This window comes from Bifidobacterium callitrichidarum (genome assembly GCF_003129905.1).
Lineage (GTDB): Bacteria > Actinomycetota > Actinomycetes > Actinomycetales > Bifidobacteriaceae > Bifidobacterium > Bifidobacterium callitrichidarum.
In genome coordinates, this window is the sequence record NZ_QFFM01000007.1 from 73809 (window position 1) to 91008 (window position 17200).

The following is a 17200-nucleotide window of genomic DNA, read 5'->3' on the forward strand; positions in this document are numbered from 1 at the left end:
CGCGCCCGGCACAGTGGAATCATGAATGCCATAGCCACAGAACCGCCGCCTTCCGTCCCGTACCGTTTCCACCGGGATATCCGCCCGACCGCCCCGCGTCCCTTCGACTGTCCGGGCAATGCTCCGCACACCGACTTCAATTCCAGCGACCGGACCGGCACCGTCGCCGGTTATCGGCAACCTTCATTGGACGTTCCCGACGCCGGATCGTCCTCGCCTCTGGATCATCTCGCCGCCTTGATGGGCGACCGCACCATGAGCGCCAAACGGTTCGGCTCCCTCGGTGAGCAGTACGCAGCCAATTGGCTGGAAGTCCAAGGATGGGTCGTGTTGTCTCGCAACTGGCGCACGCGCTATGGCGAATTGGACATCGTCGCGCTCACTCCCGAACGCATCGTGGCGTTCGTGGAGGTGAAATCCCGCCGCAACGCCCAGTATGGCGTGCCGCAGGAGGCCGTGACGCCCGCCAAACAGCGCAATCTCAGACGCGCCGCCTGCGAATGGCTCGTCGACCGGCGCAATCGCGTACCCCATGCCGGCGTGCGGTTCGATGTCATCACCGTCGTGATGCATCTGGGCCGTCCTTCGGTGCTTCATATCCCCAACGCCTTCTGAAATACGGAAAGGAGCCACGCATGGCCATCGGCAGAACGCTCTCGGTCGGACTGGTCGGGCTCAAGGCCTTCATCGTGCAGGTGCAGGCGTTCATCAGTCCGGGCCTCCCCTACTTCAACATCATCGGATTGCCGGACACGAGCCTGTCCGAAGCCCGGGAACGGGTGAAATCCGCCTGCCACGCCTCGGGATTCGTCTGGCCGCAGACGCGCGTCACCGTGAACATGAGCCCGGCGGCGATGCCCAAGCGCGGTTCCTCGCATGATCTGGCCATCGCGGCCAGCGTGCTGTGCGCCGCCGGCGCGATCGGGCATGACTGTCTGGAGGACACCATCATGCTCGGCGAGGTGAATCTGGATGGCTCGGTGCTGCCCATCCATGGGTTGCTGCCGATCATGCTTCATGCCGAGGAACGCGGCATACGCAAGATGATCATCCCGTACCGCAATCTCGAGGAATCGGCCATGGTGGACGGCATGGATGTGATCGGCGTCAGGCATGTGGGCGAACTCATCGAGCTCATGGGAGGCAACGCCACCTATACCATTCCCGAGTTGATACTCGCCGATGACGAATCCGCGGAATCATCGCCGTCCGCAACGCTCTCATGCGGCGATATGAGCGAGGTGTTGGGCCAGGAATACGCCAAATGGGCGTTGCAGGTGGCGGCGGCCGGCGGCCATAATCTCATCATGACCGGTCCTCCCGGCGCGGGCAAGACCATGTTGGCTTCACGATTGCCCGGCATCATGCCGCCGCTGACCGAACCGGAGCAGCTGGAGGTGGCGTCGATCCGTTCCCTGTGCGGCACGCTGCCTCAGTATGGCATCACGGATGTGCCACCGTTCGAGGCGCCGCATCACACCGCCACCACGGCGGCGCTGGTGGGCGGAGGTAGCGGCATCGCCATGCCGGGCGCCATTACCCGGGCGCATCGGGGCATCCTGTTTCTCGATGAGGCGCCGGAATTCTCGGCACGGGCGTTGCAGACGCTGCGCGAACCGTTGGAATCCGGGTATGTGGCCTTGTCACGGGCCAAGGGCAGCACCTACTATCCGGCACGATTCCAACTCGTCATGGCCGCGAACCCCTGCCCGTGCGGATACTATTACGGCACCGGCGAGCGCTGCACCTGCAAGGAGAAGGACCGCACGAAGTATTTCTCCCGCCTGGTCGGGCCGATCCTGGATCGCGTGGACATCCAGTTGGCCGTGCCGCCGGTCTCCCGCATAGCGGTGCGCAACGAGACTCCGGGAGAGTCCAGCGCGCGGATCCGCGAACGGGTCATCGAAGCCCGGATGGTGGCCAAACGCAGGTTCCAGGAGTTCGGATGGACCTGCAACGCGCAGGCCTCCGGCAACTGGCTGCACGCGAACACGTCGTTGAAGGCCATGGAACTGGTGAACCAGGCACTCTCCAATCATCAGCTCACGTTGCGTGGCGCAGACCGGGCCATGCGCCTGGCGTGGACGCTCGCCGACTTGAACGGCCGGTATTCGCCCACCGAGCAGGATGTCCATCAGGGTATCGAGTTAAGGACGAGGATGTAAATGACCGATCATCATAAGACTCAGACGGCTTCCCAATCCGTCGATTCAGCTGCATCCGCGTCTCCTGCCGATACCGCCGCCTCCGTTCTCCCAGGAGTTCCCGTTTTCTCCGGCAGCACCGGCGGCTCCGAGACTCCCGCCGGCACCGCACGCCGGGCGATTCCCTCCCCTTCCGTCGACGCCCTGTACCGGGCCGCGCTCACCTTCTGTCTGGATGGCACGGATGTGATGATGTACGCCACACTCAAGGGCGCGGGCAGCGCGGAATCGTTGTGGCACGCGCTGGCGCAGTCGCATCCGAGCCATCCCTCCGAGGTGTCCGGGCCGGCGTTGGCGCGCATCGACCGCATGTTCGTCAACGGCATCACCCGATGGGGACGAAGCGTCACCGCGGACATGATGAAGACCTTCCGCGCCTCCCTGTCCTCCTGGCATAATCGCATGCGCGACCTGCCCTCACAGGACATCCTGCATCTGGCCGATTGGTTCACTGCGGACGGCACGATGTGGCTGATCGGGCCGAACCATCCATGCTGGCCGCACCAGTTGGCCGATCTCGCGATCCGCTCCGACTGGGCGCCGCCGCTGTGCCTGTGGATCCGGGGCGATCCCCGTGCGTTGACGAGCTGCGCCAAGCCCATCGGCATCGTGGGTTCGCGTGACGTGAACGAGTATGGTCGTTTCGTGGCGCACACCGTGGCCGAGCAGGCCGCGGCCGCCGGCCATCTGGTGGTGTCGGGCGGGGCGATGGGCACGGATGCCGCCGCCCATTGGGGCGCGTTGAACGCGCTGCACGGGCGCAATCCCGCGAATGTGGGCAAGACCGTGGCCGTGTTCGCGGGCGGACTCAACCATATCGGGCCGATGCGCAACCGCACGTTGTTCGAGCGTATCGAGGCGCAGGGCGGCGCGCTCATCAGCGAACACTGCCCGGATACGATTCCCGAGGCGAGGCGTTTCCTGCTACGCAACCGCATCATCGCGGCATTGTCCTCCACACTGGTGGTGGCGCAGGCTCGACTACGTTCCGGAGCGCTCAACACCGCGGGCTGGGCGTGCGAGCTCATGCGCGAGGTGTACGCGGTGCCCGGAGACATCAACCAGCCATCCAACGCCGGCTGCAACAAGATGATCAGCGACCATCGCGCCATACTGCTGTGCGCCGCCACCTCCACCGACGACATCTGCCATGAGCGTCATCAGCCAATCATGGCGGCATGCCCCGGCTTCGCCGTGAAAACCGAGGATGCGCACGACCGGCAGGACGATGCGGCCACAACAACACCTGCCGTCGCTTCCTCATCAGGCGATGCGGTCTCTTCTCCCGCAAGCAGTGCCGCCAAGGCCGGTTCGAGGGGCGAAGCAGGCCGGTCTCCCCTAGGACGGTCCGGCACCGGCGGACAACCCACCTTGGCCCAGGCTGAGGCCTCTCCCGCCCGCACCCGCGCGAAACCCGGCTCCTCCGGGGTTCGCAGGCAGGTGCCCGATCTACGGGAACCCGCCGATGCCGAAATGCAACTTCCTCCCATCGACGTGAGCACCTTGCCCGAACCGCAGCGGCTGATGGTGGGTCTTATCCGTGAATGCCGCAGACGGCATCTCATCGTCACGCCGGATGCCCTGCTGAAGGTGGCCCACGAGCTGGCCGACGACGAGATCCCGGATATCGGCACCGTGCTGAGCCTGCTCGGCGCGCTGGAACTCAAGGGGGTGGTCGATCGCAAGGCGGACGCCGCCGCCCTAAGCAGCCGCGTCCGCTGATCGGCGGTTGGATCCGCGTTCACGGAATGAAAATCACGAACCGGCCTTCACGGACCAATCCTTCGTATATCGGCTTCGTATATTGGCCTCGCGTATACCAGTCAGTCATGCCTGTTCTCGCATATCAGTCGTTGCGATCTGTCTCATGCCGTCAAAGCCACTGTTCGGCGGGTGTGCGAGAATCGAGACCATGAGTCCGAAACGTTTGGAAGATATGTATGATGCGGTGATCGTCGGCGCCGGAGCGGCCGGCCTGTCGGCGGCGTTGGGGCTGCTCAGGTCCCCTGAGATCGAGGATCTCAAGGCACAGGGCGTGGACCCGAAGATCCTGGTGGTCTCCAAATTGCAGCCGCTGCGTTCGCATACCGGCTCCGCGGAGGGCGGCATCGCGGCCAGCCTGGGCAACGTGGAGTCCGACGACTGGCATTGGCATTACTACGACACCATCAAGGGCGGCGATTGGCTGGTCGATCAGGACGCGGCCCGTCTACTCGCCGAATACGCGCCGGAGACCGTGATCAACCTGGAGCGTCAGGGCGTGGCGTTCTCCCGTACCGAGGACGGGCATATCGCCCAGCGTCGGTTCGGCGGCCACACCCGTGATTTCGGCGGCGAACCGGTCAAGCGTGCGGCCTATGCGGCGGACCGTATCGGCCATCAGATCCTTCACACGCTGTGGCAGCAGTGCGTGGCCCAAGGCGTCGAGTTCGCCGAGGAATGGTACGTGACCGATCTGGTGCTCACCGAGGACGGATCCCAGGCGGCCGGCATCGTGGCCTTGGACACCCATGCGGGCAAAGTCCAGGCCATCCACGCGCGCAACGTGCTCATCGCCACAGGTGGCGCCGGCCGACTGTTCCATACCACGTCCAACTCGTGGGATCTGACCGGCGACGGCATGGCACTCGCACTGGCCGCGGGATTGCAGTTGGAGGACATCGAATTCGTGCAGTTCCATCCCACCGGACTCGCACATACCGGCATCCTGCTTTCCGAGGCGGCCCGCGCGGAGGGCGGCGTGCTGCGCAATGCGGACGGCGAGGCGTTCATGGAACGCTATGCGCCTGAGCACAAGGATCTCGCCGCCCGAGACGTGGTCTCCCGTTCCATCATGGCGGAGATCGACGCCGGCCGTGGCGTTGCGGACCCCAAGGATCCGGACGGCCCGAAGGACTGCGTCTGGCTGGATATGACCGGCATCGCCCCTGAGCACATGGCCGAGGCCCTGCCGCAGGTGGTCGAGACCATCGAGCAGTACGCGAACCTCGATCCGGCCAAGGATTGGGTGCCGATCAAACCCACCGCGCATTACACGATGGGCGGCATCCCCATCACCACCGACGGTGAGGTATACCGCTGGAACGAACCGGACAACAACAATCTGGCCAACGCCCATCCGGAATGGCTCATCGACGGCGTCCTGCCGCCGTCCAAGGCCATCGGCGATCGCACCGTCGTCAACGGCCTGTTCGCAGCCGGCGAATGCTCCTGCGTTTCCGTGCACGGTGCGAACCGACTGGGCGGCAACTCCCTGCTGGATGCCTGCCTGTTCGGCACGCGCGCCGGCCGTACCATGGCCGCACGCATCACCGAAAACCCGGTGGACTCCCCCATGGGCGACGATTCGGCCGATGAGACGCTGATCGAAGCGGTCGACCAGACCAAGGCTCGTCGTGAGACGGAACTGGCCGATCTGCTGGCCGGCAACGCAGGTTCCGACGGCGATTCCGACGCCGATGCCCTGCCGGCCGATGGCAACCCGTATGAGCTCATGGCCCGTCTCGGCTCGCTCATGGACCGTGCGCTTGCCGTGCGTTGCAACGCCGAATCCATCACCACGGCAAGCGAACATCTCAACACCTTCAGGCCCGCGGCCGAAGCCCTGCGTGCGCACAGCAATACTGCCGCGTTCAATCAGGAAATCACCGCGATCTGGGAGGTCCGCCATCTGATCGAGCTGGCCGGTGCCGTGCTCGCGGCGTCGGGGGCACGTGAGGAATCCCGTGGCGCGATGTACCGGACCGACCACCCCGAGCGCGACGATGAGCGGTTCCTCGCCCACTCCATGATTCGTCTGCTCTCTCCGGAGGAGCAGGACCGTCTGCGCACCGCGATCGCCGAAACCAGCGAAAGCGAACCAGAACCGTCCCTCACCCACCATATCTCCTGGCAGCCGGTGCATATCGCCGACTACCCGCCCAAGAAGCGCGAATACTGACGAATACCGGACGAATACCAGACACCCTGCGGGCTCCCCTTACCGAGGAGCCCGCTCCCTTTGGCCGGCCGGCAGGAGCCGGTGGAGAAACCGCCGGTCTTTGACACGAATCCGTGACGGCACAAACCCCGCCCATGGCTTGTGGCACAATAGGTTGGCTGATTATTGGAATTTTGGAGGCAGATGATGGCTGAGGCGAACAACACGACGGTTACCCTGCAGGTGCATCGTTTCACGCCGCGCGCCGAACGCGCCGAACGCGCCGAACGCGCACGCGGTGGCAGCCCGTTCGCCCGTAAGAGCTCCCCGTTCGGCGGTGGTTCGGATTCCGCCGCCCGTCGCCGCCCGCGCGGCAAGCAGTGGGTGCAGGAATACACGATTCCCGCGCGCCCCGAGGACACGGTGCTCGATTGCCTGCTGGCCATCAAGCGCACGATGGATCCCACGCTCGCCTTCCGTTATTCCTGCGGTCATGGCATGTGCGGTTCGGACGCCGTCTCCATCAACGGCACCCCCACACTGCTGTGCACGGCCTCCATCCGGGATTGGGCCAAGCAGCCCGGCACCCTGCCGCAGGTGGATGATGAGGGATTCCGCCACATCGGAGACGAGACCGCCGACGACGCCACTGACATCGAGGCCGGGGATTCTGCGAACGACGGTTCGCTTGGCGTCATCGAACTCGCTCCCCTGCCCGGCTTCCCGCCGCAGCGTGATCTCATCGCGGATATCGACCCGATGTTGAATCAGATCAGGAAGCTCACCCCCTATCTCGAGGCGGACGGCGTGCTGGCCACCACCTCCGAAGGCAAGGTGGACGTGTTCGAATACCTGCAGCACCCCGATCAGCTCGCCAAGTACGAGATGCTGAGCAACTGCATCGCCTGCGGCGTGTGTGAAGGCTCCTGTCCGGTGTTCGCCGGCGGCGATGCCTTCATCGGACCGGCCGCGCTGATCTGGTCCTCCCGGTTCATCAACGATTCGCGCGACAACAAGGCCATGGACCGCATGGATGACATCGACACGGCGGACGGCGTGGCCGCCTGCCAGTCCGTGCGCGCCTGCTCGCGCCACTGCCCTCGCGGCATCGATGTGGGCGAGGAGATGTGGCAGATCGTGGCCAAGGTGCGCGAACGCTGAGCACGGTGCCCGCATAGTCTGCCGGATGGTGGCAGACTAGAGCATAGCGTCGCGTATATCGCCCCGCCGTACAGCCGAAGTGGGCCGGGGACGACACAGAAGGAAAACGAAGGTTATGGACAAAACGCAGTATACGAATCTTGCCAAGGCCTGGGAATTCGCCGAGGAGCACGCCCGCGAGCAGGAGCCGGACGCCATCGCCGACGCCCGTGAGGCCGCCGACAAGAACGGTCAACTTCAGGGCCCGGCCGCCCAGGCGCGTCTGCTGAACCTTCTGGTGCGCATGGCCGGCGCCTCTTCCGTGATCGCCGTGGGCACCGGTTCGCTGGTCGAAACGTTGCAGCTGGTCCGCTCGTTGGATGGTACCGGCCAATTGACCGCCGTTGATTCCTCGGCACAGGGCATCACACTGATCCGTCGTGCCTTCGCCGTGCTGCAGGACACCACCGACACCTCGCTGCGCGCCGTGAACGCGCCGGTCAGCGTGTTCCTGCCCCGTCTCAACGCCAACGACTATGACTTCATCATGGTGGCCGGCGATCCGGAGAACTACGCCTCCACGTTCGCACAGGCCTCCCGTCTGCTGCGCGCGCACGGCACCATCGTGTTCACCGACGTGCTGGCGCTAGGCTCCGAGCAGGGCGGCGTGCTGGATGCGGCCGACCGCAGCGACAAGGCGGTGGCCATGCGCGAGCTCATCGCCACCGTGGAACAGGACGAGGGCTTCACCTCCACACTCACGTCCGACGGCACCGGCCTGCTCATCGCCGTCAAGCGCTGATTCTTCTGCAGCGCTGCACCGCTGCAACGCTGCACCGCTGAGGTGCGCTTCCCCACGGTATCGGGAAGCGCACCTTCTTTTATGCCCGACTTGCGGTGATGGCACTGGTGGCGATGTCCACGGCCTCGTCCGGGTCGTCGGTAAGGGTCACCAGATGCGGGTCGATGGCGGAGATCATGCCATGGTCCGAGACCGGGCCGTTGAGCCAGTCGAACAATCCCTGCCAGTAGTCCTTGCCGTACAGCACCACGGGCATGTTGGCGACCTTATGGGTCTGCACGAGCGTCAGCAGTTCGAACATCTCATCAAGGGTGCCGAAGCCGCCCGGGCAGATGATCACGCCGGAGCTGTACTTGACGAACATGGTTTTTCTGACGAAGAAGTAGCGGAAGCTCATGCCGAGGTTCACCCACTGGTTGAGCCCCTGCTCGTGCGGCAGCTCGATGCCCAGGCCCACCGACTTGCCGCCGGCGAGCGCCGCTCCCCTGTTGGCCGCCTCCATGACGCCCGGACCGCCGCCGGTGATGACGGCGATGTCCCGCTTGGCGATCTGGCTGCCCATGCGACGTGCGGCTTTGTACACAGGGTCGGTGCGCGGGGTGCGAGCGGACCCGAAGACGGCCACCGCCGGCCCGAGCTCGGCGAGCGCGCCGAAACCGTCCACGAATTCCGACTGAATCCTGAGCACCCGCCAGGGGTCCATGTGCAGCCAGTCCGTGTCCGCGTCCGGCCGCAGGAGGTTGGCGGTGGTGTTGTCTGTCGGGATCATCGGCCCGCGCAGGATCACGGGACCGCGATGGTACGTGTCGCCCAAAGGCGAAGCGTCCTGTGGCGCGGCATCGCCGTTTCGTTCGCCATCCACGGCCGAATCGGCTTCCGCAGCCGCGCCGATGACGGCCGGATTCGACGAACCGTCCTGTTGCGCCGATTCGGCCGAATCAGTGACATCGTCTGAATCGGACGGGATGCTCACCGCCGACCCTGACAGCAGGTCCTCCACCTGAGCCTTCGTCGACTTCAGCGATGATTTGGGCTGCTTCGCGCCTGTCTTCCTGTCGTCGTTCTTCTTTGATTTCTTCTGTTTCTTGGCCATGGTCATCTCCTTATGATTGCGGTTCTACCTCGTTGCGTCAGTGGTTGCGTCCGCGAACCGTTTGGACTGCCAGCTCAGCAGGATGCCGGAGACCAGCGCGGAGATCAGGGAGCCGACCAGCACGCCGAATCGTGCTTCGGCGGACAGTTCGGCGTTCGTGTACGCCAGCGAGGCGATGAGGAAGGATACGGTGAATCCGATGCCGCAGGCGCACGCGGTGGGGATCATATCCCGCACGCGCAGCCCCTTGGCCATCTTGAGGCCGCCCAGATGCGTGGACAGCCAGGCGGTGGTGATGATGCCGAGCGGCTTGCCCACCACCAACGCCACGATCAGGGCGATCACCAGGGGCGAAAGCATCAGCGCGGGCGTCAGCTCCTCGAAGTGCACGCCGGTGGCGAACAGGGCGAAGATGGGCAGGGCGAGCAGGGCGGAGAACGGCTGGAGTTTCGAGGCGTACCGTTCGGCGCGCGGCGTGGTCTCGCCGTGGATCTCGCGCGCCGGGGTGGACAGACCCACGAGCACGCCGGCCAGCGTGGGGTGGATGCCGGCTTCGAACATCATGACCCAGGCCAGGACGCCCACGACGGCCACCACGGCCCATGGCACGCGCTTGAGCTGCACCAGGTACGCCCAGACGCCGGCGCATACGGCGATGCCGATGAACCAGTACCAGGCGTTGACCGAGGAGAAGAACACGGCGATGAGGATGATCGCCAGCAGGTCGTCCACGGTGGCGAGCGTCATGAGGAAGGCGCGGATCGAACCGGGCAGGCCGCGCGCAAACAGGGCGAGCACGGCCAGCGAGAACGCGATGTCCGTGGCAGTGGGCACCGCCCAGCCGTGCGCCATCTCGCCGAACGGGATGCTGCTGCCGGTGGTGGTGAGGATCAGGCTGCCCATCTCCCCCGGTCCGAACCGGGAGAACAGGGCGATGACCAGCATGAACAGGATGGGAGGCGCCAGCATGCCGCCCACCGCGCACAGCATGGGCACGGCGGCGGCCTTGGGGTTGGAGAGCGATCCCGTGGTGAGCTCCTGCTTGAGCTCGAGTCCGACGGTCAGGAAGAAGATGGTGAGCAGGCCGTCCTGCGCCCAGTGGCCGATTGGTAGGTCGATGTTCGTGTATGGGATGCCGATATGCGTTTCGGCGATGGTCTCGAACAGGTGATAGGTCAATGGCAGGTTCGCGGCCACCAAGCCGATGAGCGCGAAGCCCAGCATGATGAGGCCGGCGGCGCGGTCTGAGGCGGCGAGCCGCCTGATCGCGGCCCATGCGCCTCGCCTGGTACCGGTGGTCTTTCCCATCGCCGTTCCTTTCGCCGTCCGTGCCCGTGACGATCAGCGTTCGACGATCGTCCCTGTGAAATACGACTATCCATAGTACGGCAACGGCCCCGAACGGTTACGCTCGGGGCCGAGCAGCGTCCGCCGGTTTCCCTGTTACCGTCGTGCGGCGAGCGCGCGGCCGACGTTGTCCAGCACGCGCTCCAGCAGGGCGGTGGGGCATGCGAGGTTGACACGCTCGAAATAGTCGCCGGAACGGCCGAACAGGGAGCCTTCGTCGAACCAGACGCGGGCCTCGTCACGCATGAAGTCGCGCAGCGCCTCCGGGGTCTCGAAGCCGAGTCCGCGGCAGTCGAGCCATGCCAGGTACGTGCCTTCCGGTTCGATCAGGCGCACGCCCTCCGTACGGGCGGCGAATTCGCGCAGCACGGCCACGTTGCGTTCCAGCACGCCCAGCAGCCCGTCCAGCCATGCCCCGGCATGGTTGTAGGCGGCCTGGCAGGCCACCAGGCCGAAGTGGCTGACCGTGAGTCCGCCGATGTTCTCGGCGGCCACATCGAAGCGGCGCTTGAGCTCGGGATCGGGGATGATGGCGTTGGAGCACAGCAGACCCGCGAGGTTGAACGTCTTGGTGGGCGCGGTGAACTCGAAGAGGATGCTCCGGTACCGCTCCCCCAGTGTGCCGAACATCGTGACCGCATGGCCGGGGTGCGCGAAGTCCGCATGGATTTCGTCGCACAGCAGGTAGACGCCGTGTTCGAGGCAGATGTCGCCGATGCGGTGCAGCTCGTCGGTGGTCCAGACGCGGCCGACCGGGTTGTGCGGGTTGCACAGGATCAGGGCCGTGCAGCGCGGGTCGGCGGCCTTGGCCTCCAGGTCGTCGAAATCGATGCCGTAGCGGCCGGCGGCCTCGTCCAACACGAGTTCGTTGTCCAGGATGGTCAGGCCGTTGTGTTCGGCGGCGAACGTGAACGGGTAGTAGACGGGCCGCTGGATGATGACCTTGTCCCCCGGATGGGTGACGGCGCGCAAGGCGGTGTTGATGGCCGGCATCACGCCGTCGGACAGGCTCACCCACGTGGGGTCGATATCGTAGCCGTGACGACGGCTCATCCAGCCGGTCAGGGCGGCGAAATAGTCGTCGGTGGCGTAGTCGTAGCCGAACACGTCGTGCGTGGCGGCCTCGACCAGAGCGTCCACGATTTCCGGCGCGGGCTTGAATTCCATGTCCGCCACGGACAGCGGGATCACGTCCCGGCTGTCCGGCCCCATTTCCGCTTCGATCTCATGCCATTTGATGGACGTGGAGCCATGCCGTTCGAGGATCGTGCTGAAATCGTACCGGTGCTGACCGCGATCCTGTTCCGCCTGCGTCACTGCTCTTCCCTTTCCTGCTGTGAGAACCAACCCGCCTCATCGTAGCGGCGGATTGTGTCGGAATTGGAAAAGCCTCGAAAGCATTTCGCTTCCGAGGCTTTATCGTGCGCGAGACAGGATTCGAACCTGCGACCTGCTGATCCGTAGTCAGCTGCTCTAATCCGCTGGGCTACTCGCGCATACCACTGTTGTCCCCGTGGTTCGGGAGTGCGCGAGACAGGATTCGAACCTGCGACCTGCTGATCCGTAGTCAGCTGCTCTAATCCGCTGGGCTACTCGCGCATGTTGTCGTTCAAACAACTCGATTTATAATACACGTCATTCAACGCTCTGCAAGTCGGATGCCCATACGGCGTGTCGCGTTGGAATCATGCGGTTTTGCGACGTTCGGACGTCGCTCCGCGCATTGCCTCCCTCAATAATTTCGGGCTGCTTTTTCCTTCCACGGACGCCTGGTCCACGATCACCTGCCGCACATCCTCCATGCTGGGCAGCTGGAACATGGTGTCCTGCAGCGTGCGTTCGATGATGGATCGCAGGCCGCGCGCGCCGATGCCCTGGGCGATGGCCGTGTCCGCGATGGCATGCACGGCCTGCTCGGTGAATTGGAGGTCCACGCCGTCCACGGCGAACAGTTTGCGGTATTGCTTGACGAGCGCGTTGGCCGGCTGGGTGAGGATCGCCGCCAGATCGTCGGCGGTGAGCTCCTTGAGCACGCTGATCACCGGCAGTCGTCCGATGAACTCGGGCAGCAGGCCGAATTCGGCCAGATCGTCGGCATTGACCTGTTCCAGCAGCTCGTCGTCCTTGAGGTCGGCGTCATGCCAGTTCGCCCCGAATCCACTCTCCCGGCGGCCCAGACGTTGGCGCACGATGTCCGTCAGCCCCACGAACGCGCCGCCGCAGATGAACAGGATGTCGCGCGTGTCCATCTGCACGGTCTCCTGCTCCTTGTGCTTGCGCGTGCCCTCCACCGGCACGGAGGCGATGGTGCCTTCCAGTATCTTGAGCAGCGCCTGCTGTACGCCTTCGCCGGACACGTCGCGGGTGATGGAGGTGTTCTCGCCGGATTTGCGGGCGATCTTGTCGATCTCGTCGATGTAGACGATGCCATGCTGGGCCCGTGCCACATCGCCGTCGGAGGCCTGCAGCAGCCGCTGCAGCACGGTTTCCACGTCGTCGCCCACGTAACCGGCCTCGGTCAGTGTGGTGGCGTCCGTGATGACGAACGGCACGTTCATCACGCGGGCCAGTGACTGGGCGAGGTATGTCTTGCCCACACCGGTGGGGCCGAGCAGCAGGATGTTGGATTTGGCGACTTCGACGTCGGCCAGCGGGTCGTTGTCGCGGCGCCGCGAACGACCGGAACGACCGGCTGCGGCGCGGGCTGGCGCTTCGGCATCCAGGTCGCCGGCGAATCCCGCGTCGCCGTACCCCATCGTGTCCGGAACGGCTCCGGCGTTTCCCGCACGTCCGGCGACACCCGCGGCACCGGCGCCTCCGCCCTGGCCGTTGAGCCGTCCGGCGTCCTCGCGCAGCTCCATGTTGACGCGCTTGTAATGGTTGTACACGGCCACGGACAACGCTCGTTTGGCGTTCTCCTGGCCTACGACGTACCGGTTGAGATAGTCGAAGATCTGCGTGGGTTTGGGCAGGGTCAGCGCGTTGACCTGGGCGTCCTTGACCCGCTCCTCGGAGATGATCTCCACGCACAGGGCGATGCATTCGTCGCAGATGGAGGCGTTGGGGCCGGCCACGAGCTTCCTGACCTGATGCTCGGTCTTGCCGCAGAACGTGCAGCGTGGAATCTCCTCGTTGTAGCTGACCACACGTCCCATGTGCATCTCCTTTGCCACGCTGCGCGATTGTCCCGGTACGGTCCTTCAAACACAATACCCCCGGCCATTGCCGGCCGAGGGTATTGCGGGGCGCGCACGTGCGCGAAAGGGTCGTCCGGAACTACTGGCGGTGCTCCAGCACTTCGTCCACGATGCCGTATTCCTTGGCCTCGGGGGCGGTCAGGAAGGTGTCCACCTCGATGTCGCGGCGAATCTTCTCCACGTCCTGGCCGGTGTGCTTGGCGAGCGTGTTCTCCAGCCATTCGCGCATGCGCAGCATCTCGCGGGCCTGGATCTCGATTTCGGTGGCCTTGCCGAAGCCCTGGTCGATGGCCGGCTGGTGGATGAGCACGCGGGCGTTGGGCAGCATGAGACGCTTGCCCTTGGCGCCGGAGGCCAGCAGGATCGCGGCGGCGGAGGCGGCCTGGCCGAGGCACACGGTCTGCACGTCCGGCTTGATGTACTGCATGGTGTCGTAGATGGCGGTCATGGCCGTCATCGAGCCGCCGGGCGAGTTGATGTACATCATCACGTCGCGGTTCGGGTCCTGGGACTCCAGGACCAGCAGCTGGGCCATCACGTCGTCGGCGGAGGCGTCGTCCACCTGCACGCCGAGGAAGATGATGCGGTCCTCGAACAGGCGGGAGTAGGCGTCCTGCGTCTTCATGCCGTACGGGGTCTTCTCCACGAACTGCGGCATGACGTAGCGGTTGGTCGGCATCGCGGCGGCGCGGGCCTGGGCCTCGGCGCGCACGGCGGCCGGCATGAAGCCGACGACGCCCTGGCGGCCGGCCAGGCGCTCGGCACGGCCTACGAACTTCGCTTCTTCACTTGCCATGGTCACTCCCCCTTGCTGTCGTTGCCGATGGTGTCCGGCGTGGTCACGAGCTTGTCCACGAAGCCGTAGTCCAGCGCCTCCTTGGCGGTGAACCAGTGGTCGTACTCGTTGTCGCGGTAGATCTCCTCGACCGTGTGGCCGGTCTGCTCGGCGGTCAGCTCGGCCATGGTCTTCTTCATGTCCATGATGAGCTCGGCGTTGATGCGCACGTCGGTGGTGGTGCCGCCGATGCCGCCGGACGGCTGGTGCATGAGCACGCGGGCGTGCGAGGTCAGGTAGCGCTTGCCCTTGGTGCCGGAGCTTAGCAGGAACTGACCCATGGAAGCGCACATGCCCAGGCCCACCGTGGCCACGTCCGGCTCGATGAGCTGCATGGTGTCGTAGATGGCCATGCCGGCGGTGATGGAGCCACCCGGGGAGTTGATGTACAGCCAGATGTCCTTCTTCGGGTCCTCGGCGGCCAGCATCAGCAGCTGGGCGCAGATGCGGTTGGCCATGTCGTCCTTGACCTCCTCGCCCATCCAGATGATGCGGTCCTTCAGGAGGCGGTTGAAAATCGGGTCGACGGGGCCGGCCGGGACGTCATCGCCCGCCATGACCGGTAAGGTCGCAAAGGTATTGCTCACCTTGATTCTCCTTAACTCATAACTCGAACATTGTTCAGACTACCGCCTCGAAGCGACTGGAAGCGAATATTCGCCTGTATTTTGGCGGCCAGCGTAGGCGTAGATGGAAACGCGGAGCGTTCACTCCTCCATGGAGTCGAGTACGTCGTCGATGAGCAGCCGACCGTGCGAACCGTCTCCTTTGAGCCGGGGGAATCGTCGCTCGGCATTGGCCGGGCTTGCCCCGGCGGCGCGTGCGACGTTCGATTTGCTGGCGCCGTGCGCCACCGCCTTCTCCGCGAGACGGTCGACGAGTGAGTCGGATACCTGGCGCATTTGTTCGGCTACCCACAGCTGCGCCATGTCCTGGCTCAGGCCGTAGTCCTCGACCAGTTCGCTGGAGGCTTCCTGGATGGCCGCCCACAGCACCATGAACGGTTTGCGATAGTAGGCGATCCGCTCGTTCAACGGTTCGGCGTCCAGCGTCGCCAAAGCCTTGCGATCCTCGGTGTTCTGGGACATTGCCACCTTCCTTACCTGTCGTTCCGGCTCCCCTCGGAGAGGGGAGCCTAGGCTGGCTGCTACTTCAGCCGACCCAACACCCACTTGGAGACCAATGCGGACACGGCCACAGCCAGACCGACCGGCACGAAGAACGTAATCGGCGCTTCGGTCAGTTCCATGACCAGACACATGGCCATAAGCGGTGCCTGCTGGGAGGCGGCGAGCAACGCGGCGGCACCGATCAGGGCGCAGGCCGTCACCGTATCAGCGGGGAATATGAACATCCACAGGATTCCCAGCATCGCGCCCAGCGTCGATCCCAGGGCGATGCCCGGCTGCAGCACACCACCGGATGCACCGGAGCGGATGGTCATCAGTGTGATGACGGCCTTGGCCACAAACGTCAACAACAGCACGCCGACTATCAGCCCCGCATGGGACAGGGGCAGGGTCGTGCCGGCATTAGGGGCGAATCCCAATCCCAAGGCATCCAGCCAGGAACCGGCTCCCGCACCAGCGGAGGTCGCGCCCACTCCAGCACCGCCGTTCGCCAGCAGCGTCCACGGTGACGCGGCGGCCGAGGTCCCAGACTGCGTGGCTCCGGAAGCGGAAGCGACGTCCAAGACGAACGTGCTGAATCCGAGCTGCGCGGCGGCACGCCCATTGCCCATGACCTGCGGCACGAATACGGCCACCAGACCCGTGAGCAGACCGGCGAGCGGCATCTGCCAGAGGATCCCCTTACCAGTGGGCTTATGCGATTCCGCCCATGACGAGCCTTTGCGGAACAGCGCGCCGGCCACGCCTGCCGCCGCGCCGCACAGCAAGGCGAACAGCATGAGACTTGGCGTCGATCCGGGCTGCATGGCAGTGATGTCGTAGAACGTGTGATGCCCCTTGACCAACGCCGCGGTGAACGCGGCCACCGAGGACATGCCCAAGCCGAATGCCACCTTCTCCAAGGTCACATCCGCGAGCAGGATCTCCACGGCGAAGAACATACCGGCCAACGGGGCGTTGTACACGCCGCCGAGACCCGCACCGGCCGCCACGGCCACCACCATGCGCCGGTCGATGCCGTGTTCGCCATCGATGTGGAACAGGTCGCAGAACCGTTGGGCCAGCATGGCACCCAATTCACGCGGGGCCACTTCTCGACCGATGGAGGCGCCGGTACCCACGATGAAGATCTGCAGGACCACGTGCAGCACGGTCTGCCAGACGGGCATCCGCGCTCCCCCGACAGCCTTCTTGACCGATGGCACTTTGGTGGTCTTGGTGCGCAGCAGGTACCAGATCACGCCGGCGATGGTCAGACCGACCGTGACCGAAATGGCGCGGCGGACGGCGGGGACACCGAACGGGCCAGGTAGTCCCGAACCCTCCACATAACCGAGCATCACATGCTCGACGCCATACAGCAGGAGGGTCAGCAGGCCGGCGCCCGCGCCGATCAGCGCTCCCAATACCACGGTCGCGGCGGCCAACCACCCCAAACGTCTCGCATCGGCGTTCCGCACAACATTTCCCATCGCATCTCCCATGTCATTCACCCAACCGGCAAACGAAAAGGCCCGGAACCATAACGGTCCC

The 17200-nt window shown here is 65.0% G+C and carries 12 protein-coding genes, 2 tRNA genes and 2 pseudogenes; 6 read left to right on the forward strand and 10 right to left on the reverse strand.

The features are described from left to right. Positions 1 to 180 precede the first annotated feature (180 nt). The 6 genes and pseudogenes from DF196_RS04500 to DF196_RS04525 all read left to right on the forward strand — a co-directional run. Positions 181 to 615, forward strand: a pseudogene (locus DF196_RS04500) (YraN family protein); the annotation flags it as partial. Positions 616 to 635: 20 nt separating this feature from the next. Then, positions 636 to 2165 (forward strand): YifB family Mg chelatase-like AAA ATPase, encoded by a 1530-nt coding sequence (locus DF196_RS04505; protein WP_109056693.1) that lies wholly within the window; start codon positions 636 to 638, stop codon positions 2163 to 2165. Positions 2166 to 2393: 228 nt separating this feature from the next. Next, the gene (locus tag DF196_RS04510; RefSeq protein WP_109056731.1) at positions 2394 to 3926 is read left to right on the forward strand and encodes a DNA-processing protein DprA; all 1533 of its coding nucleotides are present in this window, start codon (positions 2394 to 2396) and stop codon (positions 3924 to 3926) included. Between the two features lie 190 nt (positions 3927 to 4116). Beyond that, complete coding sequence (locus tag DF196_RS04515; protein WP_109056694.1) at positions 4117 to 6144, forward strand: FAD-binding protein; 2028 nt, start codon at positions 4117 to 4119, stop codon at positions 6142 to 6144. A gap of 186 nt (positions 6145 to 6330) precedes the next feature. Further along, entirely contained in the window at positions 6331 to 7284 is a 954-nt protein-coding gene (locus DF196_RS04520) for a succinate dehydrogenase/fumarate reductase iron-sulfur subunit (protein WP_109056732.1), read from the forward strand. A gap of 115 nt (positions 7285 to 7399) precedes the next feature. Beyond that, a complete protein-coding gene (locus DF196_RS04525; protein ID WP_109056695.1) occupies positions 7400 to 8065 on the forward strand; it encodes an O-methyltransferase in 666 nt (221 codons plus the stop codon). A 79-nt stretch (positions 8066 to 8144) separates the two neighbouring features. On the opposite strand, the gene DF196_RS04530 is transcribed toward DF196_RS04525, so the two are convergent. From DF196_RS04530 to DF196_RS04575, 10 genes and pseudogenes are all read right to left on the reverse strand, one after another. Next, the gene (locus tag DF196_RS04530) at positions 8145 to 9158 is read right to left on the reverse strand and encodes an LOG family protein (protein WP_109056696.1); all 1014 of its coding nucleotides are present in this window, start codon (positions 9156 to 9158) and stop codon (positions 8145 to 8147) included. 24 nt (positions 9159 to 9182) lie between these two features. Further along, positions 9183 to 10466, reverse strand: a complete 1284-nt coding sequence (locus DF196_RS04535) for a Na+/H+ antiporter NhaA (protein WP_109056697.1) — start codon at positions 10464 to 10466, stop codon at positions 9183 to 9185. Between the two features lie 135 nt (positions 10467 to 10601). Then, entirely contained in the window at positions 10602 to 11822 is a 1221-nt protein-coding gene (locus DF196_RS04540; protein ID WP_109056698.1) for a MalY/PatB family protein, read from the reverse strand. Positions 11823 to 11927: 105 nt separating this feature from the next. Continuing rightward, positions 11928 to 12001: transfer RNA gene (locus DF196_RS04545), tRNA-Arg, on the reverse strand. Between the two features lie 29 nt (positions 12002 to 12030). Beyond that, positions 12031 to 12104: transfer RNA gene (locus DF196_RS04550), tRNA-Arg, on the reverse strand. A gap of 122 nt (positions 12105 to 12226) precedes the next feature. Next, positions 12227 to 13660 (reverse strand): annotated as a pseudogene (gene clpX / locus DF196_RS04555) (ATP-dependent Clp protease ATP-binding subunit ClpX); the annotation flags it as partial. A 121-nt stretch (positions 13661 to 13781) separates the two neighbouring features. Beyond that, the gene (locus DF196_RS04560; RefSeq protein WP_109056700.1) at positions 13782 to 14498 is read right to left on the reverse strand and encodes an ATP-dependent Clp protease proteolytic subunit; all 717 of its coding nucleotides are present in this window, start codon (positions 14496 to 14498) and stop codon (positions 13782 to 13784) included. Positions 14499 to 14500: 2 nt separating this feature from the next. Continuing rightward, complete coding sequence (locus DF196_RS04565; protein ID WP_109056701.1) at positions 14501 to 15124, reverse strand: ATP-dependent Clp protease proteolytic subunit; 624 nt, start codon at positions 15122 to 15124, stop codon at positions 14501 to 14503. 120 nt (positions 15125 to 15244) lie between these two features. Continuing rightward, positions 15245 to 15625 (reverse strand): transcriptional regulator, encoded by a 381-nt coding sequence (locus DF196_RS04570; RefSeq protein WP_109056702.1) that lies wholly within the window; start codon positions 15623 to 15625, stop codon positions 15245 to 15247. Positions 15626 to 15684: 59 nt separating this feature from the next. Next, positions 15685 to 17139, reverse strand: coding sequence for a chloride channel protein (locus DF196_RS04575; RefSeq protein ID WP_109056703.1), 1455 nt, complete (start codon positions 17137 to 17139; stop codon positions 15685 to 15687). Positions 17140 to 17200: the final 61 nt, after the last annotated feature.